The sequence below is a fragment of the Flavobacterium sp. W21_SRS_FM3 genome (assembly GCF_052113625.1).
GTDB lineage: Bacteria > Bacteroidota > Bacteroidia > Flavobacteriales > Flavobacteriaceae > Flavobacterium.
Genome location: NZ_JBGQOD010000001.1, coordinates 633415 through 651571, shown reverse-complemented (window position 1 = coordinate 651571; position 18157 = coordinate 633415). Strand labels below are relative to the sequence as shown.

At 34.3% G+C, this 18157-nt stretch carries 12 protein-coding genes and 1 tRNA gene; 4 read left to right on the top strand and 9 right to left on the bottom strand.

Features of this window, described 5'->3' with window-relative positions; all coding sequences use genetic code 11:
• Positions 1-5: 5 nt before the first annotated feature.
• Complete coding sequence (locus ACEN2K_RS02940; RefSeq protein WP_441757812.1) at positions 6-3059, bottom strand: TAT-variant-translocated molybdopterin oxidoreductase; 3054 nt, start codon at positions 3057-3059, stop codon at positions 6-8.
• A gap of 32 nt (positions 3060-3091) precedes the next feature.
• Positions 3092-4411 (bottom strand): c-type cytochrome, encoded by a 1320-nt coding sequence (locus tag ACEN2K_RS02935; RefSeq protein ID WP_441757811.1) that lies wholly within the window; start codon positions 4409-4411, stop codon positions 3092-3094.
• 217 nt (positions 4412-4628) lie between these two features.
• On the opposite strand from ACEN2K_RS02935, the gene ACEN2K_RS02930 reads away from it, so the two are divergent.
• On the top strand, positions 4629-5018 hold the full coding sequence (locus ACEN2K_RS02930; protein ID WP_441757810.1) for an SPOR domain-containing protein: 390 nt from the start codon (positions 4629-4631) through the stop codon (positions 5016-5018).
• 159 nt (positions 5019-5177) lie between these two features.
• Here ACEN2K_RS02930 and ACEN2K_RS02925 read toward each other — a convergent pair whose 3' ends face one another.
• The 4 genes from ACEN2K_RS02925 to rimP all read right to left on the bottom strand — a co-directional run bounded on the left by ACEN2K_RS02925 (position 5178) and on the right by rimP (position 11003).
• A complete protein-coding gene (locus ACEN2K_RS02925) occupies positions 5178-6269 on the bottom strand; it encodes a DUF6563 family protein (RefSeq protein ID WP_441757809.1) in 1092 nt (363 codons plus the stop codon).
• 79 nt (positions 6270-6348) lie between these two features.
• Positions 6349-9222, bottom strand: coding sequence for a translation initiation factor IF-2 (infB, locus tag ACEN2K_RS02920; RefSeq protein WP_441757808.1), 2874 nt, complete (start codon positions 9220-9222; stop codon positions 6349-6351).
• A gap of 49 nt (positions 9223-9271) precedes the next feature.
• Complete coding sequence (nusA, locus tag ACEN2K_RS02915; RefSeq protein WP_441757807.1) at positions 9272-10525, bottom strand: transcription termination factor NusA; 1254 nt, start codon at positions 10523-10525, stop codon at positions 9272-9274.
• 13 nt (positions 10526-10538) lie between these two features.
• A complete protein-coding gene (gene rimP / locus ACEN2K_RS02910) occupies positions 10539-11003 on the bottom strand; it encodes a ribosome assembly cofactor RimP (protein ID WP_441757806.1) in 465 nt (154 codons plus the stop codon).
• A gap of 174 nt (positions 11004-11177) precedes the next feature.
• On the opposite strand from rimP, the gene ACEN2K_RS02905 reads away from it, so the two are divergent.
• Positions 11178-12002, top strand: coding sequence for a universal stress protein (locus tag ACEN2K_RS02905; protein WP_441757805.1), 825 nt, complete (start codon positions 11178-11180; stop codon positions 12000-12002).
• Positions 12003-12063: 61 nt separating this feature from the next.
• Here ACEN2K_RS02905 and ACEN2K_RS02900 read toward each other — a convergent pair.
• Positions 12064-12134: transfer RNA gene (locus ACEN2K_RS02900), tRNA-Gln, on the bottom strand.
• 255 nt (positions 12135-12389) lie between these two features.
• On the opposite strand from ACEN2K_RS02900, the gene ACEN2K_RS02895 reads away from it, so the two are divergent.
• A complete protein-coding gene (locus ACEN2K_RS02895) occupies positions 12390-15671 on the top strand; it encodes a glycosyltransferase family 117 protein (RefSeq protein ID WP_441757804.1) in 3282 nt (1093 codons plus the stop codon).
• Positions 15672-15767: 96 nt separating this feature from the next.
• Positions 15768-16421, top strand: a complete 654-nt coding sequence (locus ACEN2K_RS02890; protein ID WP_441757803.1) for a polysaccharide deacetylase family protein — start codon at positions 15768-15770, stop codon at positions 16419-16421.
• Positions 16422-16443: 22 nt separating this feature from the next.
• On the opposite strand, the gene ACEN2K_RS02885 is transcribed toward ACEN2K_RS02890, so the two are convergent.
• On the bottom strand, positions 16444-16740 hold the full coding sequence (locus tag ACEN2K_RS02885) for a thioredoxin family protein (RefSeq protein WP_441757802.1): 297 nt from the start codon (positions 16738-16740) through the stop codon (positions 16444-16446).
• A gap of 73 nt (positions 16741-16813) precedes the next feature.
• On the bottom strand, positions 16814-18046 hold the full coding sequence (locus tag ACEN2K_RS02880) for a metallophosphoesterase (protein ID WP_441757801.1): 1233 nt from the start codon (positions 18044-18046) through the stop codon (positions 16814-16816).
• Positions 18047-18157: the final 111 nt, after the last annotated feature.

Below are 18157 nucleotides of genomic sequence, written 5' to 3'. Positions count from 1 at the left end.
TTTTACTAGGTATTTCTAACTTTAACGTGATATATAACATTAGGTTTGGTTCCTACATGCTCTAACAAATGATACATTCTATCATCTGCAGCCAATTTAGTAACTTCACTTTCGGTATCGTTAACATCTCCAAAAATCATTGCTCCAGTAGAACAAGCATTTGAACATGCTGTTTGAAATTCACCATCAACAATTGCTCTTCCTTCTCTTTTTGCTTTAAGAATTGTTGCTTGTGTCATTTGAATACACATAGAACATTTTTCCATTACTCCACGAGAACGAACATTAACATCAGGATTCAATACCATACGTCCTAAATCATCATTCATATGATAATCGAATTCACTGTTTTTGTTGTACAAGAACCAGTTGAAACGACGTACTTTATAAGGACAGTTGTTAGCGCAGTAACGCGTACCAACACATCTGTTATAAGCCATATGATTTTGACCTTGACGGCTATGAGATGTTGCAGCAACAGGACAAACAGTCTCACAAGGAGCGTGATTACAATGTTGACACATTACAGGTTGGAAAGAAACCTGAGGATTATCTCCTGCTTTTTCCATTTCATTGAAAGTTGACAATGAGCTAGACAAACCAGCTATATTTTCTTTTCTTTCATTATCTCCTGCGAATGTACTTTCAGATGAATAATACCTGTCAATACGCAACCAGTGCATATCACGGCTTCTTCTTACCTCTGACTTACCTACAACAGGAACATTATTTTCGGCGTGGCAAGCAATAACACAAGCACCACAACCAGTACACGCATTTAAGTCAATTGACAGATTAAAATGATGTCCTACTGAACGATCAAATGAATCCCATAAATCAACTGTAGTAGCTTCCACTTCTTCATGGTTTAAAGACACCATAGGAACTTCGTTCCATACTTTAGCATCTTTTGTATTGAATATCTCCAAAGTAGTTTCCTTGATGATATCTCCACGACCCATTAATGTTTTTTGACCTTGAACACAAGCAAACTCATGCTCTCCTCCAGCTTTTTCTAAAGTAACTGATTGTACTTCATTAAAACCTTTATATAGTGTGTAAGCATTAACACCTACTTGCATTTCTTCTTTAAGCGACTCTTTACGACCGTAACCAAAAGCTAAACCGATAGTACCAACTGCTTGTCCTGGTTGAACAATAACGGGTACATTTTCTAACTTTAATCCATCAGCAGTAGTAATAGTAGCATAACTTCCATTCAAACCACCGTTAGCAACAATCTCATTAGTCATACCCATTTCTTTTGCATCAGCATTAGAAACAGTAACATAATTATCCCAAGATACTCTAGTAATAGGATCAGGGAATTCTTGTAACCAAGGGTTATTAGCTTGTTGTCCATCCCCCATTCCAGTTTTTGTATACAATACCAACTCTAAACCTTGCGAAGCCTTAGATTTTGACAAAGCATTAGCGGCAGCTGCATAATCAGCGCTTCCACCAGAAACTGAAGAAGATTCAGAAACATAAACACCATCATGCAACACCTTGTTCCAAGTAGTACCTGAAAGCATTGTTGATGAAGTTCCTTTTATATAATCATAATAAGTACCAGTCATACCGTTTAACGACATCAAAACATCTTGAAATTGTTTTGTATCAAATAACGGACGAATTGTAGGCTGAGTTAAACTGTAAGTCCCTTTAGTAAGACTTAAATCTCCCCATGATTCTAAATAATGAGGTACAGCTGCAGTAACAGTACTTAAAAGGGCAGTTTCATCTTCTTTCAAAGAGAAAGCTACTGATGTAGTTACCTTTTTCAATCCTGCTACAAAATTAGCTGAATCAGCTAAAGTATAAACTGGATTAACACCGCTCATTAATAAAGTATGAACGCTACCTGCCTTCATATCTTTAATCAACTCAGCAACCTTTTCATTAGAACCCTTACGGATTTGTCTAACTCCAGAAGTTGAAAAAGCTTCACTAGCTAAAAATTGATTTACTGCTAAAACCAATAATTGCGCATTTTTATCTTGAATACCAGAAACTAAAACACCTTGTGAACCAGCCATTTTTAATTGCTGAGCTGCTTTAGTAACTTCTGCTTTAAATTTAGGATCTAAATTCACAGCAACAGAAGCGCCAGTAATAATATTATAAATAAGAACTAAGGCTTGTTTTTGATTCGCAACAGACATTGGGAAACGTTTATCAGCAGCAGCACCAGACAAAGTCATATTAGCTTCTAACTGAAAATGACGTGACATTTTTCCGTTTTTAGGAATTCTTCCTTGCGCATAACCTGAATCATAACCACCACCTTGCCAATCACCAAGGAAATCAGCTCCAACAGAAACAATCAGAGAAGCTTTTGAGAAATCATAATCAACTAATGCTCTTTCTCCATAAGCAGCCTCAAACGCATCCAAAGCTTCAGAAGAAGAAACTGCATCATAAACCACATGCTTAGCAGCAGGATTCAATGCAATAAACTCATTAATTAATTTCTCAGTAGAAGGACTCGCCAAAGTATTCGTTAACAATACTACTTGACCACCTTTTGCTTTAGCATCAACTAAACTTGCTTTAATCTTAGCATCAACTGCTGACCAAGTCGCATCTTTACCATCAACTTTAGGTTGTTTCAAACGCATATTATCATACAATCCTAATATAGAAGCATGAATCCTAGCATTAGCAGCAAATTTTGCTCCAGAAATAGTATTATTATCTATCTTAATAGGACGCCCTTCACGTGTTTTAACAAGAAGATTTGCAAAATCAAAACCATCAAAAACAGAAGTAGCATAATAATCAGCTACCCCAGGAATGATTTGTTCTGGTTGTAATACATAAGGTATCGACTTGTTCACAGGACCCTCACAAGCTGCTAGCGTTGCCGCTGCAGTACTGAATCCCACGTACTTTAGAAAATCACGACGTGAAGTTGAAGAAGATGACATTGCACCATCGTTTCCTAAAAACTCATCAGTAGGAATTGCTTCAACAAATTCGTTATTTCTAAGCGCCTCAACAATAGAACCATTTTCAAGTTCCTCAACACTTTTCCAGTATTTTTTGTTTGATGACATTGTATATAAATATTAAAATCTTAATAATTTGATTAATAGTGGCATTTACCGCATTCTAAACCTCCCATTTGCGCTGCAGTCAATTTGTCTACACCGTATTTCTTAGAAAGTTCTTCGTGAATTTTAGTATAATACTCATTCCCTTCCATCTTAACATCAGTTTTTCTATGGCAATTTACACACCATCCCATTGTTAAAGGAGCGAATTGTTTTTGTATTTCATAAGTTTCAACAGGACCGTGACAAGTTTGACATTCAATACCCGCAACAGTAACGTGTTGTGAGTGATTAAAGTAAACAAAATCAGGTAAATTATGAATACGAACCCATTTTACAGGTTGCGTTTTTCCAGTATACGATTGTGTTGCTTTATCCCACCCAACAGCAGTATATAACTTCTGGATTTGCTCATCATAAAATGCCTTGCTGTACTCAGGAGTCGCTGTAGATTCAGCTACTTCAGATATGTTCTTATGACAGTTCATACAAACATTCAAAGAAGGAATTCCTGAATTTTTACTAACTCTAGCTGCAGAGTGACAATACTTACAATTGATTTCATTATCACCAGCATGTATTCTATGAGAATAATGAATTGGCTGAATCGGCTCGTAGTTTTGATCAACACCTACCTGCATTAAGAAGCCATAAACAAAATAAGCACTAGCCAACAATAAAAATATTGAAGTAACCAATACTAAAAATTGATTTCTAGCAAATGCTTTCCATATTGGAGTAGTTTTAGCCTTAGGCGCTACTTCAATACCGTTTGCTTTTGCCACTTTCGTTAAAACATTGTTTACTAAAAACAACATCACAACAAGCATCAACATAACAAGAGCCAAAGCACCTAAGATGATATTATTTGATACACCACTTTGATCAGCAGTTCCAGCAACAGCAGTTCCAGGAGCTGGAGCAGGAGCCTCAGCCTTTACTTCTGAGGTATAAGCAATAATGTTATCTATATCCGCTTCTGATAATTGAGGAAAAGCGGTCATTACTGACTTGTTATTCTCTTCAAAAAGCTTAACAGCAACAGGATCACCAGATTTAATCATATCAGAACTGTTATGAACCCACTTATAAATCCAAGCCATTTCATGTTTACCCGCAACACCTCTAAGAGCTGGTCCGGTTGATTTAGCATCTAGCTTATGACATGCAGCACAGTTTGAATTAAAAAGTTCCTTCCCCTTAACCGGGTCAGCACCTTGTGCGGCTGCAGGAGCCTCAGTTGCCTCCGCTGGAGCAGCATCTTGCGCAAAAGAAGTTAAGGAAAAAGACAGCATTAAAGTAAAGCTGAACAATAGTTTCCTTGAGATCGAATTATGGTTACCCACCTTTTTCATAAAATATAATGATTATCTACTAAAAATTGGCACAGTTTTCTCTATATGTTACCACAGAGAAACCGTTCCTTTATTTTAAACTTCGACAAAAATACGACTTATGAACTATTCTCAAAACCTTAAAATAGTCTTAATTTCAATTTATATTAATTCTAAATAATAATTATCTTTTACATTCATTCATTAAATAGTATTTTTGCTTAAAAACCATCACGTTATGAGAATTTTAACAATTAAAAAAATCTTCTTTTTATCCTTGATACTCAGTATCACTTCAATTACATTGCAAGCACAAGACCGAAATCTTAATGTTCGCCAAGATGCTAAATTCGAACAGCTATTAAACGAAAAAAGAAAAATAAACGCCTCAATCGCTGTAAATGAGCGTTATAAAATTCAGATTTTTAGTGGCGATAGTGAAAAAGCAAAAAAAGCATTAATGGACTGCAAACAGCAGTTTAGCGAGTTAGACGGAACTATCGTGTTCAACACACCTAATTACAAAGTTTGGATAGGAAATTTCAGAACAAGGATTGAAGCAGAACGCAACCTCATTGAACTTAGAAAGAAATACGATAATGTATTCTTAATAAAGCCACAGAAATAACTCGAAGCTTTAAAAATAAAAGAGCCACTCTTGCTAGAGTGGCTCTTTTATTTTTAACCAAAATTGAACAGTTGGAAATTTTAAAGCGACATTGACCAGAACGTCTTTAGCTAAAGTACTCTTATATTATTATAGAAAGCCTAATAAAATAATTAGTACTTATAATACCCCGTAATACTTATATAAAATACTTTTAATTTCTTCATTTGTTTTCTTTCCATCCTTATACTCTTTAAGAAGTTCAGGATAGGGTGCCAACATCGTTTTCAATGTTCCATTTGACAAGAATACAGGTTCGCCAGAATAGCAATCAATTAGCATAGGAATTGAAGCTTGACTTGTTGCTGAAGCGATTGCTACTCCAACGAGTCCAAACATGGCACCCATTGTGATTGTATTGTTTGGATTATAAATCACATTTTCAATAAAGAATTTGTTTCCTATAATTTCAGTTCTAGAATAATGTTTATGACTCGCATATCTAGAAACGTTAATATAAAAATATTCACCATCACTAAATCCATAATAATTAGATTCTTCTACATTATTTCTCTTATTCAATAAGTAAAAATCATTACGTTTATTTGTCAGCTCGTAATTTTCAAATGAAAATGGTCTGTCTTTTAAAACATCTAAATAAGTTAAATAAACACCCTTGGATGGCAGAGTCATCACTTCCCTTAGATTAATTGGTTGTAACTCATCAAAAACGATCAAAGTTTTAGTATCTACATTGGTTTTCACATATTGTGTCAAACAGTCTTGCAAAACCTTCTTTATCCTTTCATCATGCTTTTTAGTGACGTCCATACCATTACTTTCTGTTTCTGCAGAATATGTTCCTACTATATAGGATACGCCATCTATTTCTTTTATAACATCCATCACTAAAGTAGCATAACCCGTTTCAGACATTGCCCTAGTTAGCTCAGAAACATACAAATCCGTAATACGTATGTCAATTTTTTCTTTAGCTTCTTCCTTTGGACAAACCACACTCAAATAATCTGAAAATTCTTCAGTCAAAGAGTTTTGAAAATTAGCAAGAACCTTACTATTGAAAGCTCCTTTTTGAACAGTTCCAATATTCTCTTTAAACTGTCGACCATCATACACTTTATCAACATAAAAATTAAAACCTAAAGCAATATCTTTTTTATCTTTTAAAGATATATTATGGTACCCAATATTCTTTTGAGCAAAAGAAAGGCTAGAAACGGTAAACGCAACCAGCAGTAGAAGTCTTTTCATATAAGTTAGTTTAATTAAGGTATAAATATAAAAAAATCCCGACGAATCGGGATTTTAAAATTATATATGTAAAGAAATTTTATTTCAATTTCTTTTTGATTGCTACCTCATGGTATGCCTCAATAACATCTCTTTCTTCAATATCATTGTATCCTTTAATTTGAATACCACAATCATATCCTTTAGCAACTTCTTTCACATCGTCTTTGAAACGTTTTAATGCAATTAATTCACCTGCGTGAACAACAACACCGTCTCTAATAACTCTGATCTTAGCGTTACGAGAAATTTTACCATCCATAACCATACAACCTGCAATTGATCCAACCTTAGAGATTTTGAATATCTCTCTAATCTCAGCAGTACCCAGAATTTCTTCTTTCATTTCAGGAGCTAACATTCCTTCCATTGCATCTTTCAAGTCATCAATAGCTGCATAGATAATAGAGTAGTAACGGATATCGATTTCCTCTTTATCAGCCAATTGTCGTGCATTTCCAGCAGGACGAACATTAAATCCAATAATAATCGCATCAGAAGCAGAAGCCAACATAACGTCCGTTTCAGTAATTGCTCCAACACCTTTATGGATAATATTAATTTGGATTTCCTCAGTTGAAAGTTTAGAGAACGAATCAGATAATGCTTCTACAGAACCATCAACATCTCCTTTAAGGATCACGTTCAATTCTTTAAATTGACCTAAAGCAATACGACGACCAATTTCATCCAATGTAATATGACGTTGTGTACGTACAGATTGTTCACGCATTAATTGAGAACGTTTAGCAGCAATTTGCTTAGCTTCTTTTTCATCTTCAAAAATATTGAACTTATCACCTGCAGTTGCTGCACCATCAAGACCTAACACAGATACTGGTGTAGATGGACCTGCTTCAGCAACAGAATTCCCTCTTTCATCATGCATCGCTTTGATCTTACCGTGATGCTTACCTGCTAACATGTAATCACCAATTCTCAACGTACCATGTTGTACTAATATCGTAGATACATATCCTTTACCTTTATCAAGGAAAGCCTCAACTACAGTTCCCTGAGCCGCTTTATCCGGATTAGATTTTAAATCTAAAACTTCAGCTTCAAGTAATACTTTTTCTAATAATTCTTTAACACCTGTTCCAATTTTTGCAGAGATATCGTGAGATTGGAATTTTCCACCCCAGTCTTCTACAAGTAAATTCATACTTGCTAATTTCTCTTTAATTTTCTCAGGATTCGCATTAGGCTTATCTACCTTATTGATTGCAAATATAATTGGCACACCAGCTGCTTGCGCATGGCTAATTGCTTCCTTAGTTTGTGGCATGATATCATCATCCGCTGCAATTACAATAATAGCTATATCCGTAACTTGAGCTCCACGGGCACGCATCGCTGTAAAAGCTTCGTGACCAGGTGTATCAAGGAATGCGATTTTTTGTCCGTTATCCAAAGTCACTCCGTAAGCACCAATATGCTGTGTAATTCCTCCAGACTCTCCTGCAATAACATTTTCTTTACGAATATAATCTAGTAAAGAGGTCTTACCGTGATCGACGTGACCCATTACTGTAACGATAGGCGCTCTGAAAACTAAATCTTCTTCTTTATCTTCAACAACTTCAATTGCTTCTTCAATGTCTACGGTAATAAATTCTACTTCATAACCAAATTCATCAGCAACAATAGTTAATGTTTCTGCATCAAGACGTTGATTCATGGTTACCATGATTCCAAGTGACATACAAGTACCAATAACTTTAGTAATTGGAACATCCATCATGATTGCAATTTCACCAACAGTAACAAATTCAGTAACCTTAATAGTTTTACTTCCTTCGTCTAATGCTCTTTGTTCTTCATCCGATTTTTGACGGTGCGTATCTCTTTTGTCTCTTCTGTATTTAGCCGCTTTAGATTTACCACCTTTTTTACCTTGTAGTTTCTCTAAAGTTTCACGAATTTGGTTTTTAACTTCCTCTTCCGTAGGCTCCACTTTTGCAACAATAGCAGGTCTATTCCCTTTAACAAAACCAGGTCTAGAACTTCTATTAGCATTATAACCACCACCTCCAGTATTTGGAGTAATCTTATTAGGATTTGGTGCACCAGGAACTCCAGGAGGTCTAGGTGTGCCCGGTTTCGGAGCAATTCTTTTTCTTTTATTTTTGTTTGCACTATTTGCTCCAGCAGCACCAGGCTTGTTAGGAGTAATTTTAGGCTCTTCTTTTTTCTTTTTTGGTTTGTTGAATTGAGACAAATCAATTGTTTGACCAGTCAACTTAGTACCAGATAATTTTTGATACTGCGTAGTTATAGCTTCTTCAACAGGAGCTTCATCTGATTTAGGAGCAGCTTTTGCATCTGGAGTAGCAGCCGCAGCTGGAGCCTCTTTAGCAACTTCTTTTTTATCCTCTTTTTTAGACTCTTTAACTTCAACAGCAGGTTTTACCTCTTTTTTGTCTGAAACAGATTTCTCTTGTGCTGGTTCTTTTTTAGCTGGTTTTTCAACTGGAGCTGACTCCTTAACAGCCTCAACTGGTTTTTCAACCTCCGCTTTAGCTGGAGCAGCTGCGGCTTTTTTTGGATTTAGATCGATTTTCCCTACTTGAACAGGACCAGTTACAACCGCTCTCGCTTTTATAACTTCTTGTTGTTGTTTAAGAATCTCTTCATCATGCTTGCGTTTATCTTCAATTTCTTTTTCTCGCTCCACACGCAAAGCTTCCTTCTCTTTTCTTTTCTCTTCTCCTACTTCTTTTGAAGCCTCTTTTTTCCCTCTGTCACCTGCAAATTGACCGCACAAGACATTGTATACATCATTAGAAATTTTTGTGTTTGGATTTGCCTCAATAGCAATTCCTTTATCTTTTAGATAATCCACAGCTCTTTCCAAAGAAATATTCAATTCCCTTAAAACTTTGTTTATTCTAATAATTCTCTCTTCAGACATAAAACCTTTTTATTATTACCTTTTTCGTTGTGTTGTTAGAAGCATAGTGTTAACTATCAAACTCTTCCTTCAATATTCTCATTACATCTAGAATAGTTTCCTCTTCTAGGTCCGTTCTTCTTACTAAATCCTCCACATCTTGTTTCAAAATACTTTTTGCAGTATCCAATCCAATTTTTGCGAATTCTTCAATTACCCATTCTTCTATTTCATCAGAAAACTCTGTTAATTCAACATCGTCTTCGTCAGCAGTTGCACCAGCAACATCTCCTTCACGAATAACATCTAACTCATAACCAGTCAAAAGACCCGCTAATCTAATGTTGTGTCCACCTCTACCAATCGCTTTTGAAACCTCTTCTAGTTTCAAGAAAACCTCAGCTCTTTTAGTTTCTTCATTTATCTTAATCGAAGATACTTTTGCCGGGCTCAAAGCTCTAGTTATAAACAATTGAATATTACTAGTAAAATTAATAACATCAATATTTTCATTTCCTAATTCACGTACAATCCCGTGAATACGTGATCCCTTCATACCTACACAAGCACCAACAGGATCAATTCTGTCGTCATAAGAATCTACAGCTACTTTTGCTTTTTCACCTGGAATTCTTACTACATTTTTAACCATAATTAAACCGTCAAAAACTTCTGGAATTTCTTGCTCAAACAATTTCTCTAAAAACTTCTCAGAAGTTCTAGACATAATAATTTGAGGTTTATTTCCTTTTAATTCAACGCTTTCAATAATTCCACGTACATTATCTCCTTTACGGAAAAAGTCAGATGGAATTTGCTTTTCTTTTGGTAAAACGATTTCGTTTCCTTCATCGTCAACCAAAATTACAACTCTTGGACGAACATGATGTACTTCAGCTGTGTATATCTCCCCAATTAAATCTTTAAATTGTTTGTAAAGATTCGTATTGTCGTGTTCATGTATTTTAGATATTAGGTTTTGACGCAAAGCTAAAATCGCTCTTCTTCCTAAATCAATTAATTTTACTTCTTCAGAAACTTCTTCTCCAATTTCAAAATCCGCTTCGATTTTTCTAGCTTCAGTAAGTGTAATTTCTTCGTTTTCAAAATCTAAATCTTCGTCAGCAACAATTACTCTTCTTCTCCAAATTTCCATATCTCCTTTATCAGGATTAATAATGATATCGAAATTATCGTCTGATCCGTATTTTTTCTTCAATGCATTTCTAAATACATCTTCCAAAATTGCCATAAGCGTTACACGATCAATAAGTTTATCATCTTTAAACTCTGAGAATGAATCGATTAATGCTAAATTTTCCATGCGAATTCTTTAATTAAAATGTTACTGTAACAATTGCTTCTTTTATATCTGCGTAAGGAATTTCAAGTCTTTTTTGAACTGTTTCTTTACCCTTACCAATCTTTTTCGGTTCTCTAGCTTTCCAAGACAAAATTACAAAATCATCATTAGCTTCCACTAATTCTGCTTCTAAATTTTCTGTAGCTGTTTTTACAATCAGTGTTCTACCTACATTTTTCTTGTATTGTCTGACTAATTTTAAAGGCGATCCTACTCCTACTGATGCTACTTCTAAAGAGAAATCTTGTTCTTCTCTATCTAAGTTATTCTCTACTACACGGCTAAGATCAATACAGTCTTGCAAAGCAACACCTTCATCCCCATCAATAGTCACAATAACTTTAAAAGCATCTGTAATCGTAAGATCAATCAAGAAAAGCGATGGCTTATCTGAAAGTCCTTCTGTCAACAATGTATTTACTTTTTCTTTAAATGTCATATTTTTATAAAAAGAGGGGACATTTAGTCCCCTCATTATCTAGATTTTAATAAATAACGGTGCAAATATAGTGTTTTTTTTATAAATCGAAATGATTGAATGCTGTTAAAATATTTCTTATCTTTATAGAAGCGAAAAAATAACGGTTTTTCCCATAATTTAACTCTTATAATTATGAAACAAATTCTAGTTCCTACTGATTTTTCTGACCATGCTGAAAATGCGTTAAAAATTGCCGCAGAAATAGCCAAAAAAAACAATTCTGAGATTTTCCTACTACATATGTTAGAAATACCAAATCAGATGAATGACGCTATATCTGGCGCTGCGAGTATACCGGAAGTGATGTTATTCATAGAAAAGGCGCAAGAAAAGCTTCATGAACTCAAAAACAACAGTTATCTAGAAGGTATCCAAATTACTGAAAGCATCCAATTTGAAAGAGCATTTGAAGGAATCCTTTCTTTTACAAAAAAAAGAGCTGTAGATCTAATCGTAATGGGATCTCACGGAGTTTCAGGTATTGAAGAAATACTGGTTGGATCTAACACAGAGAAAATTGTTCGTTTGTCCGACACCCCCGTTTTAGTTATCAAAAAAGGAACAAAAGAATTTCATGGAACAAATTTCGTTTTCGCTTCTGATTTTTCGAAAGAAATAAAAAAACCTTTTTTAAAAATGCTAGAATTTACCAAATTATTCGACGCAAAACTACATTTAGTAATGATATGCACCCCAAATAGTTTTAAAACTACTGCTGTCTCCAATCAAATTATCAATGATTTCATAGCAAATTACGATATCACAAATTACTCGACCCATGTTTACAATGATGTGAATATTGAAAAAGGGATTCTTAATTTTTCTAAATCTATAAACGCAGATCTAATTGGACTGTGCACTCATGGCCGTACAGGACTTGCCCACTTTTTTACCGGAAGCATCAGCGAAGATTTAGTTAACCACGCTAGAAAACCGATCATAACTTTTAAAATCTAAAGAACACACTCTTAAAAAAAAGCATAAAAAAAAAGCCTCTCAATATCTTGAGAGGCTTTCGTTGGTCTACAAGGACTCGAACCTTGAACGACTGCACCAAAAACAGTTGTGTTACCATTACACCATAGACCAGCTTAATTGCGTTAGCAGCGTTATTGCTTAGCGAGTGCAAATTTATACTAAAATTTAGTTTGCGCAAACTTTTTTTGCCTTTTTATTAAAAAAAATTGAAAAAAATTTCATCCATGCTTGTCATAAATATTAAATTCATTTAAAACCAATTAGTTACCAAAAGCAATGAGATTGATAGAATTTTTTGTTAATGCCTATCTCTTTAAATAAAAAAACATTTTCTTTGTAACTTAAAATATAACTAAATTTTAATACATGAATAAGGCGACATTCAATTTTAATAAATGGAATACAATTTTAGGCTGGATAACATTTGGAATCGCATTACTAACTTATACTCTTACAGTCGAACCCACAATGAGTTTTTGGGATTGTGGAGAATACATCGCTACAGCTGCTAAACTTGAGGTAGGACATCCTCCTGGAGCTCCATTATTTCAAATGATTGGTGCTTTCTTCGCCATGTTTGCATCAGATGATCAGCATATTGCTTTAATGGTAAATATGACCTCCGTATTTTCAAGTGCTTTTACCATTTTATTTTTGTTCTGGTCTTCATCCATGATACTGAGAAAATTAGTCGCTTATACCTCCGAACTAAACAAAAACAATGAAATTGTTATATTAGGAAGTTCATTTGTAGGGGCATTAGCATTCACTTATTCTGACAGTTTTTGGTTTAACGCTGTTGAAGCTGAAGTTTATGCAATGGCTTCATTATTAATTGCTCTACTATTATGGCTAGGCCTACGATGGGAGCAAGAAATGAACACTGCAAGAGGTGATAGATGGTTGTTGATTATTTCGCTTGTAGTAGGACTTTCTTTTGGAGTTCACTTTATGGCCTTGCTGACTATTCCAGCTATTGGGTTTTTATACTTCTTTAAAAATTACAAAACGGTAACCATTAAAAATTTCATCATCGCGAATGTTGTTGTAATTTCTATACTATTATTTATTTTTAAATTATTACTTCCGTTAACGATGGCTTTCTTTGGTAAAACAGAAATATTCATGGTGAATAGCTTTGGACTACCATTTAATTCAGGAACCATATTTGTTACCTTAGTATTGATTGCTTTCTTTTATTTTGGCTTACGCTATACTCGTAACAAAGGAATGATTCAGTACAACACCTTATTATTGTGCATTTTGTTTATCTTAATTGGTTTTTCAACCTGGATGATGCTTCCTATTAGAGCCAATGCCAACACGGTTATTAACGAAAATAAACCTTCAGATGCCGCCGAAGTTCTTGCCTATTACAATAGAGAACAATACGGAGTCAATCCTTTATTCTATGGACCACAATACACTGAAACATTTGCTGGTTTAGACAAAGAAAATCCTTATCTAGACAAGGCACCTAACTATGAGAGGGATTATAAAACAGGAAAGTATGTTATTGTAAATAACTTTAAAAATGCTGAACAAAATAGTGATGATAGTCAAAAAACTATTTTGCCTAGAATGTGGAGTGCTGATCATATAGAGAATTATATGAACTTTACTAATGCGCCAGAATTTAGACTGAACCCTAACTACCCTTATGAACAGGATTTAGCTCAATACGGAATTGATGTTAGCAAACTTTCTGAAGAAGATTACAACAAAGCTATTGCACAGCTTAAAAACGAAATTCAAAAAACTGTCAATGAGTTTAGACAAGCGTATGCTCAAAAACAGATTGACAATGAAGGTTATATGAAGTTTTTAAAGAGCTACAGCGATTATTTGATCATTGAGAAGCCTACAACTATAGACAACTTGAGCTTTATGTTTGAATATCAATTTGGATATATGTACTGGAGGTACTTAATGTGGAATTTTGTTGGTCGTCAAAACGATATCCAAGGAAGATACTCTAATCAAGATGGAAATTGGATTAGCGGAATCAAATTTATAGATAACCTACACCTAGGTTCTCAAGACAACTTACCATCAGATGTTCTAAATAATAAAGGACGCAATGTTTACTTCTTCTTGCCTTTTATACTTGGTTTAATAGGACTAATGTATCACGCTAGTAAAGACAGAAAGAGTTTTTATGTGTTATTATCCTTATTTTTATTCACTGGTATTGCTTTAAAAATATACTTAAATGAGAGGCCATTTGAGCCTAGAGAAAGAGATTATGCACTCGTAGGTTCTTTCTATGTGTTTGCTATATGGATAGGATTTGGAGTGTACGCACTTTATGAAACAGCCAAAAATTATCTTGCACCAAAAATTGCTGGACCCATAATCATCACTGCTAGTTTACTTGCTGCTCCTATATTAATGGGGTATCAAAACTGGGATGACCATGACCGTTCAGGAAAATATACTGCAACAGCAATGGCAAAAGCCTATTTAGAATCTTGTGATCCTAACGCCATCTTATTTACTATTGGTGACAATGACACTTTTCCGCTTTGGTATGCTCAGGAAATCGAAAAAATAAGAACCGATGTCAAAATTGTAAATACTAGTCTGTTCATGACTGACTGGTATATCGACCAAATGAAAACTAAAACATACGAGTCTGAAGCGCTTCCTATCTCCTTTTCACACAGTGAATATGTGGGAGACAAATTAGACTATGTGGTTCATATCCCAAAAACAGAAAGCAGATGGGAAATTAAAGACTTCTTAGCTTTCATTAAAAATCCAAAATCGACTGTAGGCATGCAAAATGGACAAACAATCCATTTTTACCCTACAAATAAGGTTAGGATTCCAGTAGATAAAAACACTATTATAAAGAATAAGGTAGTATCACCTAAGTACAATGACTCTATTGTTCCTTATATCGACATTGACATCAAAGGAAATGCTCTATATAAAAACCGTTTGATGATGCTTGATATTGTTGCCAATAACAACTGGAAACGACCAATATATTTTAGTGGTGGAGCCTTTGATAATGAAGATTACTTATGGATGAAGGATTATCTTCAACTTGATGGTTTAGTTTACAAACTTGTTCCCGTAAGGACAGCTATTCCTAAAAATGGAAGTCCGTTAGATATGGGGCAAATTGACACTGATAAGATGTATGCTAACATTATGAAATGGGATTGGGGAAATAGTGATAGCGATAAAATTTATCATGATCCAGAAACCAGAAGAGAAAGCATTACTTACAGGACAAATTTAGCTCGATTAATGGAGCAATTAATCAAGGAAGATAAAGAAGCTAAGGCCAAAGAAATTATCAATTTAGCGATGACAAAAATGCCAATCGATAAATTTTATTACTACTCTTTACTTGAGCCATTTGCTGATGGTTATTACAAAGTAGGTGAAAAAGCAAAAGCACAAGATTTATTAAATAAACTAATGCAGAAGTACAAAGAAAATCTAAATTACTACAAAACTTTAGATTCCTCAGAACAAAGTAGTCTTGCCATTGATATTATCACTGACATAGAGCGCTACAGAGGCTTACTTGATGTAATGAAAACAAATGCCGATTTAGATTTCTACAATAAAAACAAAACAGTCTTTAATACGTACATCGAAATGTTCAAGCGTTTTGGAAGGGAAAGAGAATAAAATATAATCCTATTTAACTTTATTAAAATGTAGCGTTATCTCTTATGATTTCGCTACATTTTTTTTAACTTTAAATTTTTTTTTACAGTGTAACATATGAGCTTTTACTGGATAAAAACAAATCGACTTATCAAATGGATATTTCCTAATTATATCTGGGATATACCCAGCCAAACCAACCAAATATACTTAACATTTGATGATGGCCCCATTCCTCAAATAACTGATTGGGTTTTGACGGAGTTAGAGAAACATAATGCTAAGGCTACCTTTTTTTGTATTGGAAAAAACATTGAAGCACATCCTTATATTTTTGACAATATAGTTAAGGGAGGTCATGCCATAGGAAATCACACCTACAATCATCTGAACGGGTGGAAAACAACAACCACGGATTATCTACAAAATATTGAACTATGTCAAGAGGTAATCGAAAAGTATATAAACAGTACAACTAACTATTCTAAAACATCTTATTTTAGGCCACCTTATGGCAAAATAAAATCATCCCAGGCTAAGGAATTGGAAAAACTAGGCTATAAAATTATTATGTGGGATGTGTTGAGTGCTGACTTTGACCAGTCAATCTCAAAAGAGAAATGCTTAAAAAATGTGCTTTCAAATATTGAAGCAGGAAGTATAATTGTGTTTCACGACAGTGCAAAAGCATTTAAAAACTTAAAATACACCTTGCCGAAAGTTTTAGCCTATCTCGACCAAAACCATTTTACTTACGAAACGCTACGTTAGCAGCAAGAGCTATAAAATGCTGTTATAGCTGCTCTTGAACTAAGCTAATTATAGTATTTGCATCAAGTTCTCCTGATTGCCTCCAAATCATTTGTCCTGCTTTATAAATCATTAAAGTAGGAAGTCCTTTGATTCTTAGTGCATCAGCAAGTTCTTGGTTTTTATCCACATCAATCTTAATAACCTTAGCCTTGTCACCAAGGGCTGCAGCTACATCTCTAATAACAGGATGCATTGAAATGGAAGATTCATTCCAATCTGTGTAAAAATCAATTAGCACAGGTACTTGTGTACTTATAAGTTCTCCGAATTTTGACATAAAACCAAAAATTTAATATTTAAATCTACTAAAAAAATAGATATTAATTTACAAATGTAGCATTTTTAACGAATTAAGCCACGTTCTTCCCTTTTTTTAGCTCGATGACAGTAATTTCAGGCATTATCCCTACTCTACCCGGGTACGCATGAAAACCAAAGCCTCTGTTTACATAAACATATCTTCCTAAGTTTTCATACAATCCTGCCCACTGTGCATATACATATTGAGCTAAACTCCATTTAAAATAACCCGGAATTTCAATCCCAAATTGCATACCATGAGTATGTCCCGACAAGGTTAAGTGAAAGTTCTTTTCGTGGTTTTTAATTTCATAATCCCAATGACTTGGATCGTGACTCATTAATATTTTAAAATCCTTTTGATCAACCAGATGAGAAGCTTTATTGATATCACCTGCTTTCTTAAAATTGTGTCCCCAATTCTCGACTCCAATTAAGGCAATTTTATCACTACCTTTTTCAATATAGGTATGTTCATTGAGCAGTAACTTAAAATCAATTTGACCGTATAAATTCTTAATGGCTTGGAAATTATTTTCTTTATCTTTTTCAGTAGGCCAGGTGACATATTCGCCATAATCATGATTTCCCAGAACTGAAAATTTACCATATTTATGCTTTTTAATCTTATTAAACGTATCTATCCAGGGCAGCATTTCTTTTGCATCTGTATTTACAATATCGCCGGTAAATAAAATCATGTCAGAATCCTGCTCGTTGACTAAATCAATTGCATATTCAATTTTTTCTGGGTTATCAAAACTGCCACTGTGAACATCTGAGATTTGAGTGATTTTAAATCCATCAAAAGCATCTGGTAAATCCGGAAAAAAGATGCGTTGCTTAATCACTTTATAATTGTACTTACCCACGGTAATCCCATAAATTAAAGACATAAAGGGAATAGCTGCTAATCCTAAACCTATTTGACTAACAAATTTACGCCTTGCTCCAAGGAATTCCGCATTACTGCTATCTACTAGGTACCTTGCTGATCCAGCACCCACCCTAAAGATATCTTCTCCTAACAATAATAAGGTAAGAATCATTTTGGGCACATATACAATTAATAGCAACCCCATGGTAAACATAGTTTGCTGTGTTTGTCCTACAGAACGATCAAACTGGGTAAAAGAGTACACTATAAAAACCAAAACAAGCGCACTGACTACTTGGTATGAAAGCAAAACCCATTTTAATTTCACTAAAGTCTTTAATGCTTGGAAAGCATAAAGTTCAATTATGATTAGAAATAGACTAAGCAACAGTATTCGAAAAACCATTATAAAATATTTTTTGACAAAATAACAAATTAAGAAATCAGTACGGCTTGATATTAATCAATATTTAACTAAAATTACACCTCTTTATCCTATCATACTAATTTAACAGAA